This window comes from Collimonas sp. GW821-FHT07E08 (genome assembly GCF_059418905.1).
Map to the genome: position 1 here is coordinate 154,837 of NZ_JBWKQR010000007.1, position 24,976 is coordinate 179,812.

A 24,976-nucleotide genomic window follows, 5' to 3' on the forward strand; every position below is an offset into this window, starting at 1 on the left:
TTGTACTCATGTGGATAGTTGAAGCCGCATAGGGGCAGGCCAAACCCGCCCCTATGCGGCCATGAACGCTATATCACGAACCAAAGTGGTAATTGAATTCCAGCCATCCCTGGCGGCCATAGGGATTGTAGTTACCGGTAGGATAATACGGCCAACCGGCGGTATTGTCTTGCTTCACCGAATTGAGCACATTGTTGACGATCAGCGCCACCGACGCCCGCGGGGTGATCTGGTAGCTGGCGCTCAGGTTGACCAGCGCGAACGGCGAGATGCGGCGGGTCTGGTCGGCGCTGGGCAAGCTGCCGTAGCGCGTGACTTGCACGGTGCCGGTCCATTTGTCGCGCAGCCAGGTGACGCTGGCGTTGACCTTGGAGCCCCAGTCCGGATTGGTCAGCGAATTCAGCAAGTCCTGGTCAGGATCGCTGGCAAACTGCCGGTAGTGGTGGCTGAGCACCTTGGTGTAATTCGCCTTCAGCAGGAAATCGCCGGCGCCGCCTGCCTTGATCCGCCATTTACCGCTCACATCCAGGCCGCTGGTGCGCTCCTGCGCCGCATTGATCGGATTGACCAGGATATCCTGGATAGCGTTAGGATTGAAAATCGCATTGGCCGGGTTGCGCTGCACCCGCCTCAGCGCATCGACGCAGGTCGGCGAATTGATGTCCAGCTGTCCTGCACGGCAATTCGCTTCATTGCGCAAGATGAGGTCGGGGTCGAGGTTGGTGACCAGGTTGTCGATCTGGATGCGCCAGAAATCGGCCGATATGTCGAAGCTGGAGCTGGGCGACCACACCACGCCATAACTCCACGATTTGCCGTTCTCGGATTTCAGGTCCTTGCTGCCGGTCTGGACATAGTTCGCGCCCGGCGAATAATTATTGAATTCGCAGCCGGCCAGCGGCTGTCCGGCCTGCTGGCAGCGGTAATAATCGGTAGTCGACGAATAGTAGCCGCGGGTGGTGGACGAATAGATGTAATTCATGTCCGGCGCGCGGAAGCTGGTCGCGTAGTTCCCGCGGAACAGCAGGGTCTTCACGGGACGGAATTCAAGCCCGGTGTTGTAGGTGAACTTGCCGTCGTTGCGGCCGGCAAAATTGTATTCGTCGTAACGTCCGGCGACGGTGGCGACCAATTCCTTGAGAATCGGTATGTTCAGCTCCGCGCCCAGCGCATAGCGCTTGCGCGAGCCGCTGGCGCCGTCGGCGGTTGCCTGGTTATAGAACACGCCCTGGTTGATCTGCGGATCGGGCGTGTTGCTGAAACCCTGGCTGCCGAACTCGGTCACCGCCGCCAGGCGCACCGGCCCGGCCGGCAAATTGAACAGTTCGCCGTTGGCGCTCAGGCTCAAGGTCTGGGTCCAGGATTTATCGCGGCTGGTTGCCTTGCCGGTGATCGAATTGAACTGGTCAGGGGTCAAGGGCTGCGACAACCTGCCAGGATCGGGCGCATAAATGGCAACGCCGTCGGCGTCGTAGCCGAGCCGCGGGCCGAGGAAAAAGCTGTCGACGTTATTCAGCAGCAAAGGCGTGGTCTTGCGGCTGGTATAGGCGGAGATGTTGTAGGCCGCTTCATAGTTCCAGCTGCTGGTCGATGGAATATCGCCGCGTATGCCCACCGTCAGGTTGCCGGCGACGTCGTTCCAGCGGCGGTTGAAGCGGGTCGCACCGCCGATTTCTTCCGGTGAAATCCGGCGTGACCAGCTTTCGTTGGCGCCGCTGTTCTGGTTGAAGAAATAACTGTTGCCGACCGCTTCGGAAGTCCAGCTCGGGCCGCGCGTATTATTTTGCGTCGAGTTAAATCCCAGCATCAGGTCGCCGAATATTTCTGTCTTGGGGGTCAGCTGGTAACTCAGGCTGCCGAACAGGTTTTCGCTCTCGTTCTGGGTCATGGTGGTCCAGTAGGCGGGCTGGGCCTTGCCGCTGCCGCAATACGCGCCGGATTTCGACTGCACCCTGACGACGCTGTCGTAGAACAGATTGCCGAGCTGGCTGCAGGTCGCGCCCGGATCGACATATTTCCCGGTGTCGACGTTCTGCCGCGACAGGATGCGGGTCGGGGCGGCGCCGCCGGCCGTGGTGGACGACATGAAATCGCGCTGGCGGCTCCAGATCGGATCGGTGCGGCTCAGCTCCACGCCGAATACCCCGCTCAGGTTGCCGCTGCTGCCGCCGCCGGTCAGCTGGATGCGCTGGTTGGCGCCGCCGCCATCCTTGGTGCCGCCGGCCTTGATGTTGAAATCGAAACCGCTGACCTGTTTTTTGGTGATGATGTTGACCACGCCGGCAATCGCATCCGATCCGTAGATGGCCGACGCGCCGCTGTTCAATATCTCGATACGGTCCACCAGCGCCGACGGGATATTCGCCAGGTTGACGAAGTTGACCGAGCCGTCATAGGCCACCGGATAGTCGGCGATGCGCCTGCCGTTGAACAGGATCAGCGTATGGTTCGGCCCCAGCCCGCGCAGGCTGATGGTATTCGCAGCCGGAGTGAAGGTGTTGCCGAAGTCGGCGCCCTGCGTCATGCCGGTATTCTGGGTCTGCGAACTGAGGGCGTCGAACACGTTGCGGTAGCCTTGCTTCTCGATGTCCTCGCCGGTGATCACCGTGACGCTGGTCGGACCCTCCTTGCTGGCGCGCGGAATGCGGGAGCCGGTGACCAGCACCGGTTTCGTGCCGCCGGCTGCGGCATCGCCATCCGCGGCCTGGGCAAAGGCTGTCAGATAAGAGTTTGGTATTGCATACGCGACCAGCAGCGCCAGCGCGGTTTGCGCCGGCAGGGTTTTGAATCTGTGCATGTATTGCTATTCCTTCCCATGTATTCTTTTGTAAAGAACTGTTGCGTTCTTTAATGGGAGACGAGAATATAGTAGACGGACGGCAATACAAACTGATGGTTTTACATATCCATATGCGCTGTGCGTCGATAGCACGGTTCGCCGGACGAAGCGCGCGCAGGGATTACTTCAGGACTTTTCTCGCAGCGGCAATGATCTGCCGCGACAGGTTTTCCATGCGTGGCGACTGCACCTTCCAGGTATGCCAGTACAACGCCAGTTCAAGCGGCCTGGACGGCGCCAGATGGGCCATTTCATTTTTGCCGGCGCTAGCCTTGAGCAGCAGTTCCGGCACCATGCCGTAACCAAGGCCGTAACGGATCGCATTGAAATGCGATGCGGCGCCGGGCACGTAATGGCAAGGGTAAGCTCCCTCCGGCAGGCCCAGCCGGTCCAGCAAGAAGGAAGACTGCAAAGTGTCTTTATGGGTATAGGCCACTACCGGCGCGCTGCGTGCCGCCTTGCGCGTCAGGCCGTCGGCGAACCATTGCTCGCGAAACGCCTCGGCCGCCACCAGCCAGTAGCGCATCACTCCCAATAATTCCGCCGAACAGCCGCGCATCGGTTTCGGTTCGGTGCTGATGCAGCCTATGGCCAGGCCGGTCTCCAGCAAGGTGTAAGTGTGGTCCTGGTCTTCCACGGTCAGGTCGAGCAGCACTTTTTCGCGTATCAGCACATCCGACAAGGCCGGAAAAAACCATGTGCCGATCGAATCGGCATTCAACGCCAGCACCAGTGTCAGCGGCGCATCCTGCTCCACCGCCAGCTCTGCCGCCAGGTCCGCTTCCAGCAATTGCGCGCGCTTCAGGTATTGCATCAGCCGCTGCCCGGTGCGAGTGGCGCGCGCGGGACGGCTGCGCACGATCAAGGCATTGCCCAGCATGCTTTCCAGCGCGTGCACGCGCTGCGATATCGCCGGCGGCGTCAGGTGCAGCCGCAGCGCCGCCTGCTCGAAGCTGCCGGTTTCGATCACCGCGCGAAAGGCATCGGTGTGCTTCGGATTCAAGTTCATTCGATGTTTCCTTTATATCCCTTAATAAGAAATATTTATCATTCATTAATAATACTTAATTTTATTAAACCCATGTCTTATTGAATGCACAATTCCCGCTCCCATCCAATCCGCAGCCGCCGACGATCCGTGATCGGCGGCGCCGGCCCCAAGTCACAGGAGCATCCATGAGGCAGCTTGCCGAACAACCGAAATCGCGCCTGGTCCGCCGTCTCAAATTCACGCTGGGCCTGGTTCTCGGGTTAACGCTGGCCGCCAGCCTCGCGCTTGGCTATTGGCTGCGGCAAGCGTGGCAGCAGCTTCCCGCGGTCGATCACCTGGCGCAATACAGTCCGGCATTGCCATTGCGGATCTACTCCAGCGAAGGTGTGCTGCTGGCGGAATACGGCGAGGAGCGCCGCGAGTTCCTGCCTATCGCCCAGATTCCCCTGCGCATGCGCCAGGCGCTGCTGGCAATCGAAGACGCGCGCTTCTACCAGCACGGCGCCGTCGATTTCACCGGCCTGCTGCGCGCCACGCTGGCCAATGCCGTCAGCGGCCAGCATGGCCAGGGCGCCAGCACGATCACCATGCAAGTAGCGCGCGGTTTCTTTTTGACGCGCGAAAAAACCGTGCAGCGCAAGCTGATGGAAATATTGCTGGCTTACAAACTGGAACAGCAGTACAGCAAGGACAAGCTGCTGGAGCTGTACATGAACCAGATCTACCTGGGCGAACGGTCTTATGGCTTTGCCGCTGCATCCAATATCTATTTCGACAAGCCGCTGGAACAGCTGACCACGGCCGAGGCGGCGATGCTGGCCGGCTTGCCCAAGGCGCCCTCCGCCTACAATCCGGTAGCCAATCCGCAGCGGGCGCAGATGCGCCAGCAATATATTCTGCAGCGCATGCTGGCGCTCGGCGATATCACGCAAGAAGAATTCCAGCAGGCCATGGCAGAGAAACTGGTGCTCAACGCCAGCCGCAACAGCTCCATCCGGGAAGCGGCCTACGTCGTGGAAGAAACCAGGCAGATGGTGGTGCAAGCTTATCAGGAACGTGCTTACACCATGGGGCTGGATGTCGTCACCACGATCCAGATGGCGCCGCAACTGGCCGCCGACAAGCATCTGCGCACGGGATTGCTGGACGCCCAGGCGCGCAGAGGATATCGCGGCCCCGAAGCGCGGCTGCCCGCATCGGAAAACCATGGCTGGCAAGACAGCGCCCGCGCATTGCTGGCACCGTATCCCGACAGCGGCGAGTTGCGCGCGGCAATCGTCACCGCCGTGGCGCCGAAGCAGATTACAGCCGTGCTGCGCGACGGCCGATCGCTGCAAGCAAGCTTGCTTGATCCGCGCATCGCCGGCGGCTGGGCCAAGCTGCCGGCTGAAGGCAAGCGCAGCATCGCCGCGGGTGCGGTGATCAGGGTTTACCAGGACGACTCGCAGCGCTGGCTGCTCAGCCAGCTGCCGGAAATGGAAGGCGCGCTGGTCTCGCTCGACGCCCAGAGCGGCGATATCCTGGCGCTTGCCGGCGGTTTCGATTTTTTCCGCAACCCCTTCGACCACGCGCTGCAGGCCTTCCGCCAGCCAGGGTCGAGTTTCAAGCCCTTTGTCTATTCCGCGGCACTGGAAAAAGGATATTTCCCCGGCACCATGGTGGACGATACCCAGCGCCTCCTGCTGCCGCAGGAAACCGGCGCCCGCGCCTGGCGGCCGCGTAATTACGGCAACAACTATGAGGGTTTCATTACCGTCAGGCGCGGCTTGATGCGCTCCAAGAACCTGGTCGCAGTCAGCCTGATGCAAGCTGCCGGCGCCGGCTATGTACAGGGCTTCGCGACACAGTTCGGTTTCCTGCCGGAACGCAATCCTGCTTCCCTGCCGCTGGCGCTCGGCGCCGGCGCCGTGACGCCGCTGCAGCTGGCCCAGTCTTATGCGGTGTTCGCCAACGGCGGTTATCACCTGGCTCCCAGGCTGATCAAGGAAATCCGCAACCGCTCCGGCCAGGTGCTTTATGCCGACACCTCGCGCAAAGACGGGAATGCCGTCCGCCAGGCCGGTAAAAGAGTCATTTCCGCGCGCAACGCCTATCTCATGGACAGCATGCTGCAAGACGTGGTCAAGTCCGGCACCGGCCATGGCGCCAAGGTGCTGGCGCGCGGCGATACCGCAGGAAAAACCGGCACCTCGAACAATGCCTACGACGCCTGGTTCGCCGGCTATTCCTCGGGCGTGGTGTCGGTGGTGTGGCTGGGTTATGATCAGCCGAAAACGCTCGGCAATACGACCGGCGGCGCATTGGCGCTGCCGGTCTGGAGCCGCTACATGCAGGTGGCGGTCAAGGACCGGCAGGAACGGATAGCAGTGGAGCCGGCTGGACTAACCCTGGCCGACGGCGACTACATCTATTCCGAATACCTGGACCGCAGCTGCCTGGCCGACAACAACCCGTTCATCCACAGCAAGCTGAAGTGCGAACCCGGCCCGGCTGAAAACCTTGCGGCCGAAACGGGAACCTTGAGCGCGGCGCAAGAGCGCGCGCAGATTCTGAAAATGTTTTCTTCCGGAGACTAAGCCCATGCTGCTGCATACCATCTACCTCGTTGCAATCGTCGCCGAAGCCATGTCCGGCGCCATCATGGGCATGCGGCGCGACATGGACCTGTTCGGCATCTGCGTGGTCGGCACCATCACCGCACTGGGCGGCGGCACCATGCGCGACATCTTGCTGGGCAATTATCCGCTGGGCTGGATCGCCCATCCCGAATACCTGCTGTTTACCATCGGCGCCGCCGCCGTCACTGCCCTGGTGGCGCGTTTCCTGCATCACTTGCGCAATGTGTTCCTGGTGGTCGATGGCCTCGGCCTGGTGGCGTTCAGCGTGATCGGTTGCGATATCGCCCGCGCCAACGGCATGTCGCCCGGCATCGTGATCCTGGCAGGCATGATCACCGGCGTCTTCGGCGGCCTGCTGCGGGATGTGCTGTGCAACCAGATTCCGCTGGTATTGCAGCGCGAAATCTACGCTACCGTGGCGCTGTTCACCGGCGCGCTGTATGTCGGCCTGCTCTGGCTCGAGGTCGACCCGACGATCGCCCCGCTGGCCGCGATCGGCGCAGGCTTCGTGTTCCGCCTGCTGGCCATGCGTTTCCATTGGAAGCTGCCGAGCTTTAACGGCAACGGCATCCGCGGTTTTGAATAGCCGGCGCCGCGCTTTCCGCAAACTTGAATGCAGCAACCGTGCCGCGGCCACGCTCAAAGCATCTTTGCCCGGCTTGCTTTAGACTGGCTGTTTTCCGTGCCCGGCGCCGGCGAATTTTTCAAGCAGACCAAACAACAAGGAACTTCCATGACCGACCTTTCTTCCTTCCCCATCACAAAAAAATGGCCAGCCCGGCATCCTGAGCGGATCCAGCTGTATTCCCTGCCGACTCCCAATGGCGTCAAGATTTCGATCATGCTGGAGGAAACCGGCCTGCCTTACGAGCCGCACCTGGTCAGCTTCGAGAGCAACGACCAGACCTCGCCGGAATTCCTGTCGCTCAACCCGAACAACAAGATCCCGGCGATCCTCGATCCCGACGGCCCGGGCGGCAAGCCGCTGCCGCTGTTCGAATCCGGCGCGATCCTGATCTACCTGGCGGACAAGAGCGGCCGGTTCATGCCGCAAGACGCTGCCGGCCGCTATGAGACGATCCAGTGGCTGATGTTCCAGATGGGCGGCATCGGACCGATGTTCGGCCAGCTCGGATTCTTCAACAAATTCGCCGGCAAGGATTACGAAGACAAGCGCCCGCGCGACCGCTACGTGGCGGAATCGAAGCGCCTGCTGGCGGTGCTCAACCAGCGCCTGGCCGAGCGCAGCTGGATCATGGGCGATGAGTACACCATCGCCGACATCGCTACCTTCCCCTGGGTGCGCAACCTGATCGGCTTCTACGAGGCGGGCGACCTGGTAGGCATCGCCGATTTCCCGCATGTCACGCGGGCGCTCGCGGCATTCGTAGCGCGGCCGGCGGTGGCCAAGGGCCTGACGATTCCGCAGCGCGGCTGAGCGTAACCCGGGGCGGCTACTCAAAGCGGGGATGGTGCGCTAAAATTGCCCATCCCATCACATTTGGACCGCCATGCCATCGCGTCGAAAATTCCTGCAAAAGAGCTTGTTCCTGACCGCCTCCGGGCTCTTTTCCAGCCAGCTGCCGTTTGCCGCTCCGGCAGCTTTCGCCAAAGAGGCCACTGCTGCACCGTCCGAGACGCCGCCGATGGACCCGCCGCCAGACATCTTTGACGCGCAGCTGGTCGACATGGAATTCTGGCTCAAGCCGCGGGTGCTGGAAGTAACCCGCCCCGCCAGCGGCGAACGCGCCAAGCTGCTGTACTGGAAAGACGGCGAAATCCAGGAATCGGCCTACCAGCAGCTGTGCCACCTGCTGCGCGATGTCCAGGGCAAGCAGGTAGCGCCGATAGATCCCAAGCTGCTTGAAACCTTGTGGGGCACCCAGGCTTTCATCGCGCGCTACGGCATCAGCCAGCCGCTGGAAATCCTGTCGGGATTCCGCACCGCGGCCACCAACAAGCACCTGATCGAAACCGGCGTGCCGGCGGCGCGCAAATCGTTGCACCTGGAAGGCCGCGCGGCCGACATCCGCCTCACGCAGCTGGATGCGGATGTGCTGGGCGGCTTGATACGCAGCTTCCGCCAGGGCGGCGTCGGCTTCTACTACCGGCCGGGGAAAAACGGCGGCTGGATCCACGCCGACACAGGCCTGCAGCGCACCTGGAAAGGCTGACTGCCGGTTGTCCCGCGGCGACTGTCCAGCCGGACAAATCGCTTCAGATGCGTTCGATGACCAGCGCAATGCCTTGGCCGCCGCCAATGCACATGGTGATCAAGCCGTAGCGTTTCTCGGTGCGTATCAGTTCATACAGGCACTTGACCGCGATGATCGTCCCGCTCGCGCCCAAAGGATGGCCGAGCGCGATAGCGCCGCCATTGACATTGGTCAGCTTCGGATCCAGACCCAGCCCTTTGCACACGCCCAGCGACTGCGCAGCGAACGCTTCGTTCGACTCAATCACCGCCATATCCTGCAAACCAAGGCCGGCGCGTTTCAAGGCAAGCTGGACTGCCGGGATCGGACCGGTGCCCATGATCGACGGATCCACCCCCGCCACGCCGTAGGAAACCAGGCGCGCCAGCGGCTTCAAGCCGGCGCGGACGGCAGCGCCCGCTTCCATCAGGACGCAGGCGGCAGCGCCGTCGTTGATGCCGGAAGCATTGCCGGCGGTGACCGTGCCGCCCTCTTTCTTGAATGCCGGCTTGAGCTTGGCCAGCGATTCCATGGTGGCGTCGGCCTTCGGATATTCGTCCGTGTCGAATTGCGTGACGCCCTTGCGCGTCTTGATTTCGACCGGCGCGATCTGCGACTTGAAGTAGCCGGCGGCGATCGCTGCCGTCGCCCGCTTCTGGCTTTCCAGCGCGAACGCATCCTGTTCTTCACGCGTGATGCCGTATTTCTCCGCCACGTTTTCCGCGGTGATGCCCATATGGCCGCCGCCGAAAGGATCGGACAGCGCACCGATCATCATGTCGATCATCTTGATGTCGCCCATGCGCGCGCCCCAGCGCGCGGCTTGTGTCGCATGCAGCGAGCGGCTCATGCTTTCAACGCCGCCGCCGACGGCGACATCGGTCTCGTCCAGCTGGATGGCGTTGGCGGCCGTGATGATGGCTTGCAAGCCGGAACCGCACAGCCGGTTCAGCGTCAGCGCCGTGGATTCCTTGCCCATGCCGGCATTCAAGCCCACCACGCGCGACACGTACATGTCGCGCGCCTCGGTGTGGATGACATTGCCGAATACGATCTGGCCGGCCTGCAGCGGATCGACGCCGGCGCGCGCAAATGCTTCCTTGACAGCAACCGCGCCCAGTTCGCCCGGCGCCAGGTCCTTCAATGCTCCGCCATATGCCCCGATAGCGGTACGGGCGGCGCCGACGATGACGACTTCTCTTGTATTGGCCATGTTTATCTCCTTGTTGGTTTGACGATGCTGCTGCAATGCTTGCTGCCTTGTTAACGTAAAGCGGCAGATCAAGCCTACAGCGCTACTCTAGCAGGCATCCGCTGCTTCGGCCGCGGCCTGCTGCCGGAATTGCTTGGGTGTCATGCCGGCATGCCGCTTGAAGGCGCGGCTGGCGTACAAGAATGGGAGGGTGCTGAAGGAAAGATATTCCAGAGAACCATCATTGGCATGCGCCACAAATTCTGGCCAGGACCAGAACTGCGGGGCAGATTACATCAGGGCGGCAATCTCGGCTGCGCTCAAGGCGCCGCGATAGATGCGGAATTCATCTATCAGGCCATTGAAGTACGGATCGGCGGCATACTGCGACCTGCCGATCCAGTTCTGGCTGGTGCCGCCCAGGCGGAACGGCGCCAGCACCATCGCAGGATTGCTGCCTACCGGGTTGCCGTCCAGGTACAAGGTCCCGGTTTTGCCCGACAGGGTGACGGCGACATGGACCCATTGCCCGACCGGCAATGCCGTGTTGCTGTCGATTCCCTGCTCGCCGCTGCCGCCGTTGACGGTCATGGCAAAGCGCGGGAACCCGCTGTTGCCGCGGGCCGCCAGCATCATGTAATGACCGGCGCCAGAACCGAAATCGAACACGCGCGCCCACGTGCCGGAAGCATTCCAGAACACCCATGCCGCGACCGTGATATCCGCCACATCGCTTACGATATCGGCCGGCAGGCTGAGGTAGCCGTTGCTGCCGTTCAGCGACACCGCCCCGCCCTTCTTGCCGCTGGCCCAGCTGGCGCCGTTGACCAGCGTCCCGGCATGCCCCTTGCCGCTGGAGTCGGCGGCTGTGGCGCCGCTGCCGTCATCGAGCGCCAGGTAGGCCAGCAATTGCACCGCCGTGACCGCGGTCGCCTCGTTCGATGCCGCACTGGTTCCAGACGGCGTCTGCGCAGTGACGACATAATGATAGGTGCCTGCGGCGAGTCCGCTGTCGGTATAGGTCAGCAAATCGCTGATGCCGGTTGCGATGGTTGTATACGGTCCGCCCGCGGCCGTGCCGCGCTTGACGCTGTAACTGCTGGCATACGCGCTGCCCCACCACGACAGCTGCACCTGTCCCTGGCTCGCAATCGCGGTCAGGCCGCTCGGCGCCGCGCCGCTCGGTATTGCGTCGCGCGTGCAGGTCAGCGTGCCATAGCCCAGCTGATCGTAGCCGCCGCTGTTGGGCCCGTAATTGCCGCCACCGCCTTCCGGCTGGATCAGGGCTGCGAATTTCCGCGAATAAGGCGCGGCCAATCCCTTGCGGTTGACGTAATGGTTATAGACCAGCGCCCATCCAGGCCGCACAGCGCCTTGGCCGGCGGTCGACAAGGCAGTCTGGTTGACATGGTCGACGTTGTTGTAAGTGACATAGGGCACCGTATAAAACGCGCTGCCCGATTCAATCAGGTTGGCTTTGGCGACGTATTCGGCGCCGGCAAGAAAGCGGTTGTTGTCATAACCGTACAGGTCGACTCCCTGGTTCCAGGCCATCTCACAGATCGGTCCCATCAATGCGATGCCCAGCGTGTTGTGGCCCTGGTCGCGGCCGGTTTCCTGCCACTGTCCCAGGTAACCGGGATGCATGTAATAGACGGCTTGTGAAACGGCGCCGTTGCCTGCGCCGCCCTTGAAATAATCGACCGCTTCGTTGAACATGGCGCGGTCGTCGCATAACACGCCGATAGCCATGATCGAAGCCATGTTGCACAAGTCCCAGTTGGCCCAGTAGTGGGTCACTTCGGTATTGTTGTGGCGGATCAGGAAATCATGGTTGATGGGGTAAAAGACAGTCCGCATCATGTTCTGGAAACGGGCAAGGTCGGCAGCAGCCCAGCCGCCGTAGGAGCGCATGATTTCGGCCGCGTTGGCGAATTCGTAGCCGTAGATGCCGGCGGCCAGGTCGACATTCGAATTGCCGCCCAATAGCGTGAGCGTCGACGACCAGGCATTCAGGATTGCCACCGCCTTGTCGGCATAAGCGGTATCGCCCGAAATTTTCCAGCGCAATGCGCAAGCATAGGCAGCGGCAATGTCGTTATAGAGAAGCGTGTAGTTCTCCGCATGCACACCGTCGCTGCCGCGATAAATCGCTGCTTGCGGACGAGGCGTGTAGCTCAGCCGGGCATGGCTGTTGGCGATCAGTACATTCCAGCCGTCGATCCACGGCGCCGCGTTCGCTTTCACTTTCTGGCTCATGCGGTCAAAGTCGGCTTGCGTGTGCAGCAGGCCCGGATGAACAAACGCACTGCCGGCGGGAACGGATGCGGTTTCCGTTGTCGTCGTGGCAGGAGTCTGGCCGGCGCTTGCAGGCGCGGCCGGCGCCGTTGCCGAAGTAGCCGCCGGCACGGCGGCAGGCGAACTGCTGCCGGCTGCGGACGCCGTATCGCTGCCGCCGCTGCCGCAACCAGCCAGCAACAGGATGCCGATACTGGACATGAAATTGCGGCGCGACATGCCGTCAACATGCTGTTCAACGGTGGATTCCTTTTTTGCCGCTGCTGCCGGAGACAATTCGCCGCTGGCGGCGGTAACTGGATTTTTCACGCTCTGGTCCTTCAAAGATATATTTTCCGAAGGCATCAAAGGCAGGATCCGTGCCACATCCAGCCTGCTGCAGGCCACAAACGATCTGTGAATAAAAAGCTGCCGGCGCCTGTCGCAAATGGATGTTAGCGCTAACAATTTTCGTCAGTTTCCTGCCCGGCGAGGCAAATTTTGTCCAATCGAACAAGGCATCGGGATCGATGCGGCACGGCGCTTCGGCAGCACCGCGCAAAGTGCGTGCATAAGGCACGCCATCAATTGCCATCCCGGCATGGCCTTGGGAAGAATCATTGTTTCGTACGGCAACACGCGGAAAAATATGCTGTTTTGGTTTAATCTGTAAAACATCGCGCCTGCGATTATCTCTGTGACACGCTATGCCAAGAAAAACGCGGCAATTGCGCTGTTGTTCGTTCGCAAACAATGGACAGCGAGGCGCGGTCTTATCGCCGTCTCTTGTGTTCGGCCGCCTGAGCGTGACTGGACAGATGGATGCCAGGCAATCGGAGGATAACCATGGGCACACGACAGCAACTCAAGCCGGCAAGCGAACTGGCCAAAAAAAATGGCGTTCGCTTTCCGAACGAGAACGAAGAATACCGGCGTGCGCGCGACTTGCTTCTCGCGCAAGAAATCGAACTCAGGCGCCACATCGAGCGGGTCGCGGAACAGCGCCGCGCACTGCCGCCGGGCGGCCTGGTCGCCAAAGACTACCGCTTCGAAGGAGAAGATGGCGCGGCCAGCTTCGCCAGCCTGTTTGGCGACAAGAAAACGCTCGCGATCTACAGCTACATGTACGGACCGAAGCGCGAACGGCCTTGCCCGATGTGCACTTCGCTGCTCTCGGCCTGGGACGGCGAAGCGGCCGATGTCGGGCAGCGTATTGCGCTGGTGATCGTCGCGCGCTCGCCGATTGAACGCCTGCTTGCATTCAAGAAGGAACGCGGATGGCGCCATCTTAAGCTGTATGCCGATGTCAGCGGCGATTACACCCGCGACTATGTCAGCGCGGACGACGCCGACATCCCGGCTTTCAATGTCTTCACCCGGCGCGACGGCGCCATCCGCCATTTCTGGAGCAGCGAAATGGGCCCGGAGACGGCAGACCCCGGCCAGGACCCGCGCGGCGCTCCCGACCTGATGCCGCTCTGGACCATCCTCGACAGCACGCCCGAAGGACGCGGAACCGACTGGTATCCGAAGCTCGACTATCCGGGATAAACGATCACGCCAGGCAGTGCTGGCTGGCGGCCGTAGCGCTTCATGCCGGCGGACTTGTCCTGGAACGCCGGCAAACCGGGAAGGACGCAATCGCTGATAAGCTTGATATCAAAGGCCCGTGACCTGGTCACCATATTAACTTGCGAAACTTTGCCATGCGCCCTTACAAACGGCTGTTGATCGTTGTTCTTTTCCTGTTGCTGCTGCTCGCCTTGTTTCAATTTTCCGGTTTGCGAGAACATTTCAATTTGACGTTCCTTCGTCAACAGATCGCCGACAACGAAGTTAGCGGCTTGCTGATCTTTGTTTTGCTGTTTTGCCTGGGCAACCTGATCCAGATACCCGGCTGGATATTCCTCGCCGCCGCGGTACTGGCCCTGGGCAAGACCTGGGGTGGCCTTGCAACCTATCTCGCCGCCGTCGTCTCCTGCGTGTTTACTTTCCTGACGATCCGTTTCATCGGCGGCGATGCATTCCGGGAATTGAAGAACCGCCATGCGCTGAAGATACTCCGCGGCCTGGATGCGCATCCGGTTGCAAGCATTGCGTTGCTAAGGGTATTGTTTCAGACCGTTCCTGCGCTCAATTACGCGCTGGCTTTGTCCGGCGTGAAATTCTACAAGTACCTGGCTGGCACCATGCTCGGCTTGCCGTTGCCGATCATGGCGTATTGCCTATTCTTTGACTATATCGGCCAGGCGCTGCATGTGCATTGAAGCGCAGCTGGCCGCTGCCATCAATGCGGAAGCGACAGGTACAGCCGGCCCAGGCCGGTAAGCTGCCCGGGAGCGCCCAGCAAGCTGGTGAAATGGCTGTCGTTATTCCAGCGGCCGGTAAACCACGCATAGCGGAATACGTCGGCGCGCGCCTCGCAGGTCGCCACCATGTCGGTCATCTGCGCCTCCTGCTTGGCAAGCGTGTCGATCTGCGCGCCGTCGGCTTGCGCATGCCAGTTGGCGAATTCGGTGACCCAGAACGGTTTGCCATACTTGGCGAGACGGTCGAGCTGCGCCGCCAGGCCGTAGTCGTACCAATGGAAGGCCAGGTAGTCGATTTGCGGATCGCGGTTGCCGTTGGCGCTGCGATAGGCGGCATAGAAGGCATCCAGCCATACCACCGGATCGGCATAACCCGGCATGGTGCCCCAGCTTATCGCCGGCCCGACGATCTTGACGCCGGTGTGCGCGGCAATCGCCTCGAAGCCGGGCCACAGGCTTGCGGCTTGCTGCGGCGTCAGATTGGACTGGTCGGACTGGTTAGGTTCGTTCAGCACCAGCAGATACTTGATTTGAGGATTTTGCTTCAGGGACGCTTCGATGCTGGCCGCGTCGTAATTGCCATTCCATAGCATGGGATAAAAATCCATCTGGTACTGTGCGCGGTAGTCAGCGGGGACCAGGGCATTCGGCTGCGAACTCCAGTTGTACCACCAGCTCACGCCAGGCGCGAGCGCGGCAAGGTCAAGCGGATTGGCCAGGTCATAGGCGACGCCGCGCTTTGCGCTCTTCGCAGTTACCGTCCCGGCTGGCGGCGTAGTGCCGGCCGGAGCAGCGGGACTGGCTGGATTCGGCGAAGTTGCCGGAGCCGGCGAAGTCGCCGCAGGTACGGTGGCGGAATTCGGAGATCCTGACGCCGCCGTGGAACCGCTGTCGCCGCCGCCTCCGCAGCCGCCCAGGGCCATGCAGCCGAAGACCAGGGTCCACGCGGCGCAGCGGCGGCGCGATCGCGAAAGGAACGCGCAAAGATATGTCAGGTACATAAAGAAATTTCTTAATAATATTGTTAGAGCGCAGCGGATAGACCAGCCTCGCTGCGATGCGTAAAGCAATATGACGGCTTCGCGTATCACACCGCAAATAACATGCCATAAAGCAATATTGTTTGATGGCCCATGTAGAAACGGACGATAAATATGCTTAAGCAACTGCAATACTCGTTTCTTTTTTACAGGCCCTGCCATACGAGACCTGGCAACGTGCGGGGGATCAGGCTATCAGTCCGATGGCGAAGTTTTCCCTCTTTGGGAGGACGATGCGGCTTCATTTCGTTGTGTCGCGCGCCAATCTGAAGCTGCCCAGCTTTGTCGCTAAGTGACAAGTAATGTCATGCGCGCTTTGGATGAAATTAGTCTTGGTGCGGCAACGCGCTTGCAAAAAAACAATCAGATGAGGATCAGTGCAACTTTGAGAGGCGATTGCTTGGCGCATGAAGCAATCCTGGCGATTCATTCATCCTTGATGCCGCCATCCGCCGCCCAGCGCCTGGAACAGGCTTACCGCGGCAATCAGGCGGTCGGCGCGCACCTGGATCAGGGTCAGTTCCGTCGACAGCAAACTCCGTTGCGCATCAAGCTGCTCAAGATAGGGGGAATAACCGGCGCGATAGCGGCTGCTCGCTAACGCCAGCGCACGCGCCAGGGCTTGGCGCTGGGCTGCGATCGCATGTTCCTGGTCGGCGTTGCGCCGGATTGCACTAAGCGATTCGTCGACTTCCTTGAAAGCGGTCAGCGCAGTCTTTCGATATAGGTAGGCGGCTTCATCGCGCCTGGCTGCCGCCGTATCAGCTTGCGCACGTAAACGGCCGCTGTCGAAAATGGGAGCCAGGACACTGCCGCCGAGCGCAAAGATGGCGATCGGACTGGTAAGAAGGGTAGAGGCGATATAACCCCCCGACGCCGTAAGCTGTATGTTCGGCATGAAGGCTGCACGCGCCGCGTCAAGCGAATGATCAGCGGCGACCAGTTGCTGCTCGGCTTGAGCGATGTCCGGCCGCCGCCGCAACAGCGCCGACGGCAGGCCGGATGCGGCAGACGGCGCTGTCAGCGCAGCCAGATCCGAACCGCGCTCGATCCCTTGCGGATTGTCCCCCAGCAGCAAGCTGAGGCCGTCTTCCTGCCGCCTGATCGCTAGCTCGGCTGCCGGGATAAGTTGCTCGGTCGCGCTATATTCCGCTTCTGCCTGGCGCAGATCGAGCATGGAAGAATAACCCGCCTCGGCGCGCCGCCGCGCCAGCTTCAACGATGCCGAGCGCGCCGCCAAGGTATCGCGCAATATGGCGAGCCGGGCATCGAGCGCACGCAATGTGATGTAGCCGCTCGCGGCCGAAGCCGCTACCGCGAGCCGGACACTGTCGTGCGCCGCGGTACTGGCCAGCAATGAAGCACGCGCCGCCGAACTGGCACTGGCAAGGCGGCCGAACAGGTCAAGATCGTAAGACACAGAGAGCTCGGCCTGTCCGGCGGTTTGGGTCTCCGGTTTGCCGAAGGGGCTGACATCACGCTGCCTGCCGCCGCCCAGGCTGCCCGCAAGATTGGGCAAGCGCTGCGCCTCGCTCAAGCGAAACTGTGCACGCGCGGCTTCCACCCGCGCCGCAGACACGGCCACATCAAGATTGTTGGCAAGCGCTGTTTCGACAATCCTTGTCAGCACAGGGTCGCCGAAACCTTGCCACCAGCCGGCCGCGAGTTCGTTGCCGGAAGCGGTGTCGTCCCGCCACGCCGCCGGCGGCGCGACGGCAGCCGCGAGTGGCGGCGCCGGCCTCGGCCCGGCACACGCGGCGAGCGCCACGGCCAGTAAAAGGGCAATCCTCCGCGCCGTCATTTTTGCCTGCGCGTGTCGACCCGCGCCTCCACCGACATGCCCGGCCGCAATCTTTGCGCCAGCGGCTGGCCAGGATCGATCACGATGCGCACGCCTATCCGTTGCGGAACCTTGACAAAATTGCCGGTAGCGTTGTCCGGCTTGAGCACCGCGAACTCCGATCCCGCCGCCGGCGAGATCGTTTGCACCACTCCCGCAAGCTCCGCTCCGCCCAGCGCGTCGACGCTGATGCTTGCCTTCTGGCCCGGCGCCATGCGCGCAGTCTGGGCTTCCTTATAGTTGGCAATAACCCAGCGCTCTGCCGGCACCAGCGACAGCAGCTGCGTACCGTTAGTCACATACTGGCCGAGGCGCACGCCGACCTCGCCGATCTGCCCGGACTCAGGCGCGCGGATCACGGCATTGTCCAGATCGATCTCGGCGAGCTTGAGCTGTGCTTGCGCCGCTTCCGCCTGCGCCTCCAGCCCGCCCTTACCGACATCCACCGTGCGGATATCCTGCCGGGCGATCTCGCCGGCCGCGTCCGCCTGGCGGACCTGCGCTTCCGCCTGGGCGAGTGCTGCCAGCGTCTGGTCGCGCTCGCGAATGGAAACGGAACCGTCGCGCACCAGGTCGTCAATGCGCGCCATATCCGCCTTCGCTCGCAAAAGCTGCGCGCGAGCGTTGGCGACACCGGCGGTCTGCGCTTGCAGTCCGGCGCTACGCGAGGCGCGAGCCTGCTCGCTATTGGCGAGAGCAGCCCGCTGGGCAGCCAGATTGGCACGCGCCTGCTCCACCCGTGCACGATATATGCGGTCGTCGATCCGCACCAGCACCTGGCCTGCGCGCACCTGTTCATAATCCTTGACCGCCACCTCGACCACATATCCGCTCACCTGCGGCGCAATCGCGGCGGTGCGTCCACGGACATAGGCGTTCTGCGTGCTCTCGGTTGAGCTTGCAAACGGCGGCAAATTCCAGGCGTAAAGAATCACCATGACAACCGCGACCGCCAGCAGGATAATCAAGATCGTCGCAGCCGCCCGCTTGGGAGCGGGATGCCAGCCCGGCGTGCGCGCGGGAGGGGATGCTGTGGCTGTAGTACTCACTTTGGTACTCATGTTGGGATTTCCGGCGTAGTTTTCCGTCGATGGCGGACGGCATGAAAAATGACCAAGTAACCGAGGTAGAGCGCAGTCGACAGCGCCAACAGCGCAACCAGCCGGAACACGTCGTTATAGGCCAGGATGCTGGCTTCCCCGGTCATCGCCTGAACCAGGAAAGCGCCGCCCTGCGCGGCGCGCAGCGTCGGATCGGAGACCACCTTGGCGATGGCCGCGCCGCCGCTGACAATGCGTGCCGCTACTTGCGGATCGGCCGCCAACAGGTGTTCCGACAGAGCCTGCGCATGCGCCCGCGCCGCAATCACCTGATAGCTCCCGAGCAGCGCAGACCCGCCGAGGCCGCCGATATTCTGGGTAATGCTGAACAGCACGACGAAGCTCACCAGATGGTCTGCTCCACGGCTGAACATGCGGATGAAGCCGTACAGCAGCGCCGGGCCGATGAAGAGCGTAGTACCGAAGGCAATCAGCGCCTGGCTCAAATACAGCTGCGGCGGGCGCGTCAAGTTGGTCGCGTTGCTGTCCATCCAGGCGCCAAGCGCAATCACCAGTGCCGCTGCAATCACCTGGTAAGGCAAGCGCTTTTCCGACAATGTGGCCGCCGCCGTCATCGTCCCCAGCACCATGGCTGCCGCGACGATTGCAAACAGCGTGCGCAGCTGATCGTTGGTAAGCCCGCCCGAGGTCAACAGTCCGACCGCACCGTAAGTCTGCTCGGCGAGCGCAAGCCGCACCAGCAGCGCGACGATCGCGAAGCGCACTATGTCGATACTGCCCAGCCAGCGCAGCTGCAGCAGCGGTTTTTTTCGGTGCCGCTCAACCAGGAAAGCAATGGCAAACAGCGGCACCGCTGCCGCCAGCGCCCAGCCGAGCCAGGGCGTATCCGTCCACCACAGCAGACGGCCCTCGCCCAGCACGCCGCAGACAAGCATGACCGCCGGCACCAGCAGCGCGATGGTAACCAGGTCGAGCGGCTGAAACGCCTTGCTGCGCTCGCTTGGCGGCAGAGGGAGGGCGGAAATGGCTGCCAGCGCAGCCAGGGCAATCGCCAGTTCGATCAAATGCAAGGTGCGCCAGTTATCGAGCGCCAGCATTTCGACCGGGATCAAGCGCGCAAGCGGCGTGCCCAGTTGCGGAATGCTGATGCCGATGACCAGGCCAAGAGGCCGCAGTTTTGCCGGAAAAGCCTGGAGCAGGTTGTAGATGGTGAGTGTAGTGAGCGCCGCGGCCGTCATGCCGCAAACCGCACGGATCAGCACTGCAGAAGCAAACCCGGGAGAGAGGAATTGCCACAAGCCGGCCAGCGCATAGGCGATCAGGAGTCCCTTGCTTACCGCTGGAATGCCGAACTGGGTACGCGCCTTGACCAAGGTCAGGTTGGCGCTCGCATTCATCGCCACATAGATCGCAGGCAACCAGCTTGCCTGTGCGACATATATTCCCATCGCACCAGACAGGTTGGCGACGTTGACATTAACCAGGGCATTGCCGAACGTTGCAGAAATACCCACCAGCAAGGCTACCGCAACGTAGCCGAGCCGGCGCCAGCCTGGATGCGTGGGCGCGTAAGGAGAACCGGGGAAGGCCGGCTGCTCTTCCGGCGCGAAGCGATAAGCGGGTTCGGGCGTGTCGCTCATGCCCGCTCCATCGCAACGAAAATGGGACAGATCGCCACATTGCCAGCGACGAATGCCTCTCCACTGTGTGAAAACTTGCGCATTTAACCGTCTCCCCCGACCAGCCACTGCAAGCCGCCCAGCCCCGAATTGGCGTTGAAGAAGGCTATCACGATTCCGCGATCCTGTGCGTCGCCGCCGGCGGCGTTTCCCGGCAATAATTCATGGTTAGGCATGGTCGGAACACAGCTTTCAACGGCAAGGGGATGACAGGAAAACCCGAACTTGCCGTGGTGCACGGCAGCCTGCGTATGGTCGCCGGACCGGACATGCCTGTCTTTTGATCTCGTGCGGCCATAGCGCAATCATGCGGCCGCTCCGCACGGCGGCGCCGGGAGCATGCAAAAAACACGGGTACAGCCGTCGCGCTATCGGCGCCGTTTCCGCACCGGCGGTTTCAGCACTTTCGCGATACGCGCGCACGTATCCGAAAGACGCATGCGGATGTCCCTCCTACTATCTTCCTCAAGCTGCCGCCAGAACTTCGTCAGGCGTCCCCACTCCGCCCACCACATTGAGGAATGTACACATGGTCAAGACTATCCAACGGGTTGCCGTCATCGGCACCGGCACCATCGGCGCCAGCTGGGCCGCCCTATTCCTGGCCCGCGGCCTGCACGTGACGGCCACCGACATCGCGCCCGGCGCCGAAGCCAGATTGCGCCAGTACATCGACCAGGCCTGGCCGGCGCTGATACGGATTGGCGTGGCCGACGGCGCCGACCGGAGCAAGCTGCGCTTCACGGCCGACATCGCCGACGCCGTCGCCGGCGCCGACCTGGTGCAGGAAAACGGTCCCGAGCGGCTCGATTTCAAGATCGCGCTGTACGAGCAGCTTGACAGCCTGCTGCCGGCCGACACGCTGATCGCCTCCAGCTCGTCCGGCCTGACCATGTCGGCGATCCAGGCCGGCTGCAAGCTGCATCCCGAGCGCTGCGTGATCGGCCACCCGTTCAATCCGCCGCACCTGATTCCGCTGGTCGAGATCGTCGGCGGCAAGCTGACGTCGGAAGCGACCATCGCGCGCGTGACGGCCTTCTACGACGGCCTGGGCAAGCGCACCGTCCGGCTGCACAAGGAAATGCCGGGTCACGTCGCCAACCGCCTGGCGGCGGCGCTATTCCGCGAAATCGTTTATCTCGTTTCCGAAGGCGTGCTCAGCGTGGCAGACGCCGACACCGCCGTCTGCTGGGGCCCAGGCCTGCGCTGGGGCGTGATGGGTCCGTCGCTGCTCTACCACCTCGGCGGCGGCGAAGGAGGCATTGAGCATTTCTTCGATCAGTTCTCGGGCCCCATGCAAGCCTGGTGGCAAGTTCTGGGCAACCCGGCGCTTACGCCGGAAATCAGAAAGAAAATGATCGACGGCGTAAAGGCGGAAGCGGACGGACGCTCACTCGGCGAGCTGGCCGAGCAGCGCGACGAAACGCTGCTGAGCCTGCTGGCCGCGCGCGCCAACGAATAAAGCCGGACCACGTCCAGGCTGGTGCGCCGGCCGGTACGTCAATTACCAGGAGCCCTGTTCCATGTCGCACTATGACAACCTGCTCTACCGCACGGCCGGCAATATAGCCTATATCTCGCTGAACCGCCCCACCGTGCTCAATGCACTCAACCAGGCCACCTTGGCCGAGCTGCTATCCGCCTTCGATGCGGCCGCGGCCGACGACGCCGTGCAGGGAGTGATCCTGAGCGGCGAAGGCAAGGCCTTCGCGGCCGGCGCCGACATCGGCGAACTGGCCTCGATCGGCGCCGTCGACGCCCAGCGCTTCACGCGCCAGGGCCAGTACGTGTTCGATCGCATCGAACGCCTCGGCAAGCCGGTCATCGCCGCCGTCAACGGCTACGCCTTCGGCGGCGGCTGCGAGCTGGCCATGGCTTGCACGCTGCGCGTCGCGTCGGAGCGGGCCGCGTTCGGCCAGCCGGAAGTCAGGCTAGGGGTGCTGCCCGGCTTCGGCGGCACACAGCGCCTGCCGCGCCTGGTCGGCGCCGGCCGCGCGCTGCAGATCATCCTGACCGCCGCCACCATCGATGCCCAGGAAGCCTGCCGCATCGGCCTGGTCAACGAGGTAGTCGCGGCCGATGGCCTGGTCGCGCGCGCCGAAGCCATCCTGCAGCAAATTGGCGCCAATGCTCCGCTGGCCGTGCGCCTGGCCGCCGAGGCGGTGCTGCGCGGCATGGACACGGCGCTGAACGACGGCCTGGCGCTCGAAAGCGCGCTGTTCGCCGTCTGCGCCGCCTCCGACGACAAGCGCGAAGGCACGGCTGCTTTCCTCGCCAAGCGTCCGCCGCAATTCACCGGCCGCTGACAGCGCACCGCGTCCTGGACCGGCGGCGCATCCACTCTCCCACTGAAAACGAGGATAACCATGAGTCATCTCCCTCCCGCCGGCGACGGCCTGCTGTATGTGCTCGACCTGAGCGGTGGCCGCATCCTGTCAGTCAGGCCCGACGGCAGCGACTGCAAGACCTTGGTGCGGAACTGCCGCCTGCCGGACGGCATTGCCATCGACACGGCCGCCGGCCACCTCTACTGGACCGACATGGGCGTGCCCAACATGGACGACGGCGCCATCGAACGCATCGACCTCGATGGCGGCAACCGCTGCACCATCATCCCGGCCGGCACTACGTTCACGCCCAAGCAACTGCAGCTGGACCGGCGCAACCGCAAGCTCTACTGGTGCGACCGTGAAGGGATGCGCGTCATGCGCGCCAATCTCGACGGCAGCGCCATCGAGACGCTGGTCCAGGCCGGCGAGGGCGCGGCCGACCGTACCGGCCAGGAGCGCTGGTGCGTCGGCATCGCAGTGGACGCCGAGCGCGGCCACATCTACTGGACACAGAAAGGCCCGGACGACGGCGACCGCGGCCGCATCTTCCGCGCCGGCATCGGCCTGCCGCCTGGCGAGCAGCCGGCCGCCCGTAGCGACATCGAACTGCTGTACGACGGCCTGCCGGAGCCGATCGACCTCGAACTGGACCTGCGCCGCCGCCTGCTGTACTGGACCGACCGCGGCAGCCCGCCGCGCGGCAACACGGTCAACTGCGCGCCGATGGACGCACCGGCGCACGGGCCGCGGCCGACACCGAAAATCCTGTTCACCCACCTGATGGAAGGCATAGGCATCGCGCTCGACCTCGACGGCGACCGCATGTTCATGACCGACCTCGGCGGCTCGGTCTACTCGGCCCGGCTCGATGGCTCGGATCGCAAGACGCTGCTCTACGCGCAGGGCAACCTGAGCGGGATCGCCTACGCGGAGGCGCGCTGAAGGCGCAGGGCGCGCGCCGACGCAAGAGAATGCAAAAAAAAATCGACCTCCCCCACTGCCGACGCCGCGCATGACGGCGAGATCGGCAGCGCTCGCCTTGACAGGCCCGGGCTGAAGCCCGGGCCTGGCCGCGTCGCGTTTTGTTCATCCAGCACACCGAGACCTCGGCCCGGCATCATCCGGCGCGCGTTCAAGCGCCGGGCCAAGCAACCGCCTCAGGCCTTCCGCCACGGCGGCAAATAAGGACGGCGCAATGTGTTTGCGAGGTACTCCAGCACGATCCTCGTCACTGTCCTATTTTGTCGCACTAATTGTCCGAAACAGTACTCCCGGTCCGATGCGGCCAGTGCGAGAATCAGCACGACAGCAGTTGAACCAACCCCTGCAGGTCATCTCACTTCATAGGGATACACCATGCGTCAGTGTCCACGAACTCTACCGCAGACCGCCCGGCCGTACCGCGTGGCTGGCGCTGTCAGCCGGCCCGCGACGGTGGCCGTGGCGGCCATCATGACCGACGGCGCCGGAGGTCTGCCATGATGCCGTGCGTGGCCGAACGCGCTTGCGGACAGCAAGACATCCTCGAAGCACGCTGCAACGACATGCGCATCCGCACCGGCAAGGGCCTGCGCGCCAACGCACGCGAACGGATCCAGGACGACCACGAGATCACCGCGCCGGGCATGCACGCGTCAGCCATCCTTACCTATCGCGGCGCCCACGGCGAGCCGCAGCAGATCAAAGTATCGGACCGCCACGTCTGCATCGTCCCGGCCGGACATACCCTCACCGCCGCATGGACTTCCGACGCCCAGATAACCAGCATCGCCGTCAAGCCCGCCTTCCTGGCCGCGCTGGCTCAGGCCAACGGCTATCACGACTGCCAGATGACCCCGCAGTACGCCTCGGTCGACCCCTTCATGTGGCACCTGGCGCGCTCGATCGAGCAGCAGATGCAGAGCCGGCGCGAACTGGAAAAATCCTACATCGAGTCGGTTGCCATCGTCATTGGCCAGCACCTGCTGTGCACCTACACCGACACCCAGGCGCCGTCAGTGATCCTGGGCGGACTGCCACGCTACAAAATCCGCCGCGCCGTCGATTACATCCGGGCCCACCATCAGGAAGACATCGGCTTCAAGGACATCGCCGACCAGCTCGACATGAGCCCCTATCACTTCGCCCGCATGTTCAAGCACTCGACACAGGAATCGCCGCACCAGTGCATCATGCGCTTCCGCATCGAGTCTGCCAAAAAGATGTTGATCGAAAGCGACAAGAGCATTGCCGACATCGCCTTCGAAGTCGGCTACAAGAGCCAGAGCTATTTCACAACCCGCTTCGCGCTGCTGGTAGGCGTCACGCCGGCCGCCTTCCGCGGCGCCCGTTAAGCGCCGGCTGCAGCGCCGGCATCGTGGCCAGGCCACTGGCCAAGGGCCTGGACGCCTTTTCACAAGCCCTTTTCACAAGCCCTTTTCACAAGCCCTTTTCACAAGCCCTTTTAACAAGCCCTTTTACAAGCCCGCGCAGCTTGGCGCCGCATGATTGCGACATGCGCGCACGAGAGCAGAAGACAGGCGGTTCGGCATGGGGGAGCATATGCCATCAGGGTTGCTGCCGCGGCAGCCTCGCCAGCAACTCTGCTCCCCCACTTGATCGCCGA

General features: G+C 62.7%; 21 protein-coding genes. 10 read left to right on the forward strand and 11 right to left on the reverse strand.

All coding sequences use genetic code 11. The features are described from left to right. Positions 1 to 73: 73 nt before the first annotated feature. Together AC07RZ_RS11080 and argP are read right to left on the reverse strand one after the other, a co-directional pair. Entirely contained in the window at positions 74 to 2,797 is a 2,724-nt protein-coding gene (locus AC07RZ_RS11080) for a TonB-dependent receptor domain-containing protein (protein ID WP_494667961.1), read from the reverse strand. 163 nt (positions 2,798 to 2,960) lie between these two features. Further along, a complete protein-coding gene (gene argP, locus AC07RZ_RS11085) occupies positions 2,961 to 3,848 on the reverse strand; it encodes an HTH-type transcriptional regulator ArgP (RefSeq protein WP_494667962.1) in 888 nt (295 codons plus the stop codon). A gap of 167 nt (positions 3,849 to 4,015) precedes the next feature. On the opposite strand from argP, the gene AC07RZ_RS11090 reads away from it, so the two are divergent. From AC07RZ_RS11090 to AC07RZ_RS11105, 4 genes are all read left to right on the forward strand, one after another. Further along, positions 4,016 to 6,406 (forward strand): penicillin-binding protein 1A, encoded by a 2,391-nt coding sequence (locus AC07RZ_RS11090; RefSeq protein ID WP_494667963.1) that lies wholly within the window; start codon positions 4,016 to 4,018, stop codon positions 6,404 to 6,406. Between the two features lie 10 nt (positions 6,407 to 6,416). Beyond that, a complete protein-coding gene (locus AC07RZ_RS11095; RefSeq protein WP_494668019.1) occupies positions 6,417 to 7,034 on the forward strand; it encodes a trimeric intracellular cation channel family protein in 618 nt (205 codons plus the stop codon). A 147-nt stretch (positions 7,035 to 7,181) separates the two neighbouring features. Continuing rightward, entirely contained in the window at positions 7,182 to 7,886 is a 705-nt protein-coding gene (locus tag AC07RZ_RS11100; protein ID WP_494667964.1) for a glutathione S-transferase N-terminal domain-containing protein, read from the forward strand. Positions 7,887 to 7,959: 73 nt separating this feature from the next. After that, the gene (locus AC07RZ_RS11105) at positions 7,960 to 8,622 is read left to right on the forward strand and encodes a peptidoglycan L,D-endopeptidase MepK (RefSeq protein ID WP_144740082.1); all 663 of its coding nucleotides are present in this window, start codon (positions 7,960 to 7,962) and stop codon (positions 8,620 to 8,622) included. A gap of 43 nt (positions 8,623 to 8,665) precedes the next feature. On the opposite strand, the gene AC07RZ_RS11110 is transcribed toward AC07RZ_RS11105, so the two are convergent. The 3 genes from AC07RZ_RS11110 to AC07RZ_RS11120 all read right to left on the reverse strand — a co-directional run bounded on the left by AC07RZ_RS11110 (position 8,666) and on the right by AC07RZ_RS11120 (position 12,866). Beyond that, on the reverse strand, positions 8,666 to 9,856 hold the full coding sequence (locus AC07RZ_RS11110; protein WP_144740085.1) for an acetyl-CoA C-acyltransferase family protein: 1,191 nt from the start codon (positions 9,854 to 9,856) through the stop codon (positions 8,666 to 8,668). Between the two features lie 270 nt (positions 9,857 to 10,126). Next, entirely contained in the window at positions 10,127 to 12,352 is a 2,226-nt protein-coding gene (locus tag AC07RZ_RS11115) for a LamG-like jellyroll fold domain-containing protein (protein WP_494668020.1), read from the reverse strand. Between the two features lie 16 nt (positions 12,353 to 12,368). Continuing rightward, complete coding sequence (locus AC07RZ_RS11120; protein ID WP_494667965.1) at positions 12,369 to 12,866, reverse strand: hypothetical protein; 498 nt, start codon at positions 12,864 to 12,866, stop codon at positions 12,369 to 12,371. Between the two features lie 92 nt (positions 12,867 to 12,958). On the opposite strand from AC07RZ_RS11120, the gene AC07RZ_RS11125 reads away from it, so the two are divergent. Further along, positions 12,959 to 13,663, forward strand: a complete 705-nt coding sequence (locus AC07RZ_RS11125; RefSeq protein WP_494667966.1) for a DUF899 family protein — start codon at positions 12,959 to 12,961, stop codon at positions 13,661 to 13,663. On the opposite strand, the gene AC07RZ_RS11130 is transcribed toward AC07RZ_RS11125, so the two are convergent. Beyond that, positions 13,651 to 13,929, reverse strand: a complete 279-nt coding sequence (locus AC07RZ_RS11130) for a hypothetical protein (protein WP_494667967.1) — start codon at positions 13,927 to 13,929, stop codon at positions 13,651 to 13,653. The genes AC07RZ_RS11125 and AC07RZ_RS11130 overlap by 13 nt on opposite strands. Here AC07RZ_RS11130 and AC07RZ_RS11135 point away from each other — a divergent pair. Beyond that, positions 13,912 to 14,379: a TVP38/TMEM64 family protein gene (locus tag AC07RZ_RS11135; protein WP_494667968.1), complete on the forward strand. Its 468-nt coding sequence runs from the start codon at positions 13,912 to 13,914 to the stop codon at positions 14,377 to 14,379. The genes AC07RZ_RS11130 and AC07RZ_RS11135 overlap by 18 nt on opposite strands. Positions 14,380 to 14,399: 20 nt before the next feature. On the opposite strand, the gene AC07RZ_RS11140 is transcribed toward AC07RZ_RS11135, so the two are convergent. From AC07RZ_RS11140 to AC07RZ_RS11160, 5 genes are all read right to left on the reverse strand, one after another. Then, on the reverse strand, positions 14,400 to 15,422 hold the full coding sequence (locus tag AC07RZ_RS11140) for a glycosyl hydrolase (protein ID WP_494667969.1): 1,023 nt from the start codon (positions 15,420 to 15,422) through the stop codon (positions 14,400 to 14,402). A gap of 469 nt (positions 15,423 to 15,891) precedes the next feature. Further along, a complete protein-coding gene (locus tag AC07RZ_RS11145) occupies positions 15,892 to 17,262 on the reverse strand; it encodes an efflux transporter outer membrane subunit (RefSeq protein ID WP_494667970.1) in 1,371 nt (456 codons plus the stop codon). Beyond that, the gene (locus AC07RZ_RS11150; RefSeq protein WP_494667971.1) at positions 17,259 to 18,362 is read right to left on the reverse strand and encodes an HlyD family secretion protein; all 1,104 of its coding nucleotides are present in this window, start codon (positions 18,360 to 18,362) and stop codon (positions 17,259 to 17,261) included. The genes AC07RZ_RS11145 and AC07RZ_RS11150 overlap by 4 nt, the downstream gene beginning before the upstream one ends. Continuing rightward, positions 18,359 to 20,002 carry an MFS transporter gene (locus AC07RZ_RS11155; protein ID WP_494667972.1) on the reverse strand — a complete coding sequence of 548 codons (1,644 nt, stop codon included), beginning with the start codon at positions 20,000 to 20,002 and terminating at the stop codon, positions 18,359 to 18,361. The genes AC07RZ_RS11150 and AC07RZ_RS11155 overlap by 4 nt, the downstream gene beginning before the upstream one ends. An 83-nt stretch (positions 20,003 to 20,085) precedes the next feature. After that, positions 20,086 to 20,217 carry a hypothetical protein gene (locus tag AC07RZ_RS11160; protein WP_494667973.1) on the reverse strand — a complete coding sequence of 44 codons (132 nt, stop codon included), beginning with the start codon at positions 20,215 to 20,217 and terminating at the stop codon, positions 20,086 to 20,088. Positions 20,218 to 20,570: 353 nt separating this feature from the next. Between AC07RZ_RS11160 and AC07RZ_RS11165 the strand changes: the two genes are divergently transcribed. The 4 genes from AC07RZ_RS11165 (at position 20,571) to AC07RZ_RS11180 (ending at position 24,704) form a co-directional block, all read left to right on the forward strand. Continuing rightward, the gene (locus AC07RZ_RS11165; RefSeq protein ID WP_494667974.1) at positions 20,571 to 21,503 is read left to right on the forward strand and encodes a 3-hydroxyacyl-CoA dehydrogenase NAD-binding domain-containing protein; all 933 of its coding nucleotides are present in this window, start codon (positions 20,571 to 20,573) and stop codon (positions 21,501 to 21,503) included. Between the two features lie 61 nt (positions 21,504 to 21,564). Then, positions 21,565 to 22,347, forward strand: a complete 783-nt coding sequence (locus tag AC07RZ_RS11170) for an enoyl-CoA hydratase-related protein (protein ID WP_494667975.1) — start codon at positions 21,565 to 21,567, stop codon at positions 22,345 to 22,347. 60 nt (positions 22,348 to 22,407) lie between these two features. Beyond that, entirely contained in the window at positions 22,408 to 23,313 is a 906-nt protein-coding gene (locus AC07RZ_RS11175) for a 3-hydroxyacyl-CoA dehydrogenase (RefSeq protein ID WP_494667976.1), read from the forward strand. A gap of 536 nt (positions 23,314 to 23,849) precedes the next feature. Next, entirely contained in the window at positions 23,850 to 24,704 is an 855-nt protein-coding gene (locus AC07RZ_RS11180) for a helix-turn-helix transcriptional regulator (protein WP_494667977.1), read from the forward strand. Positions 24,705 to 24,976: the final 272 nt, after the last annotated feature.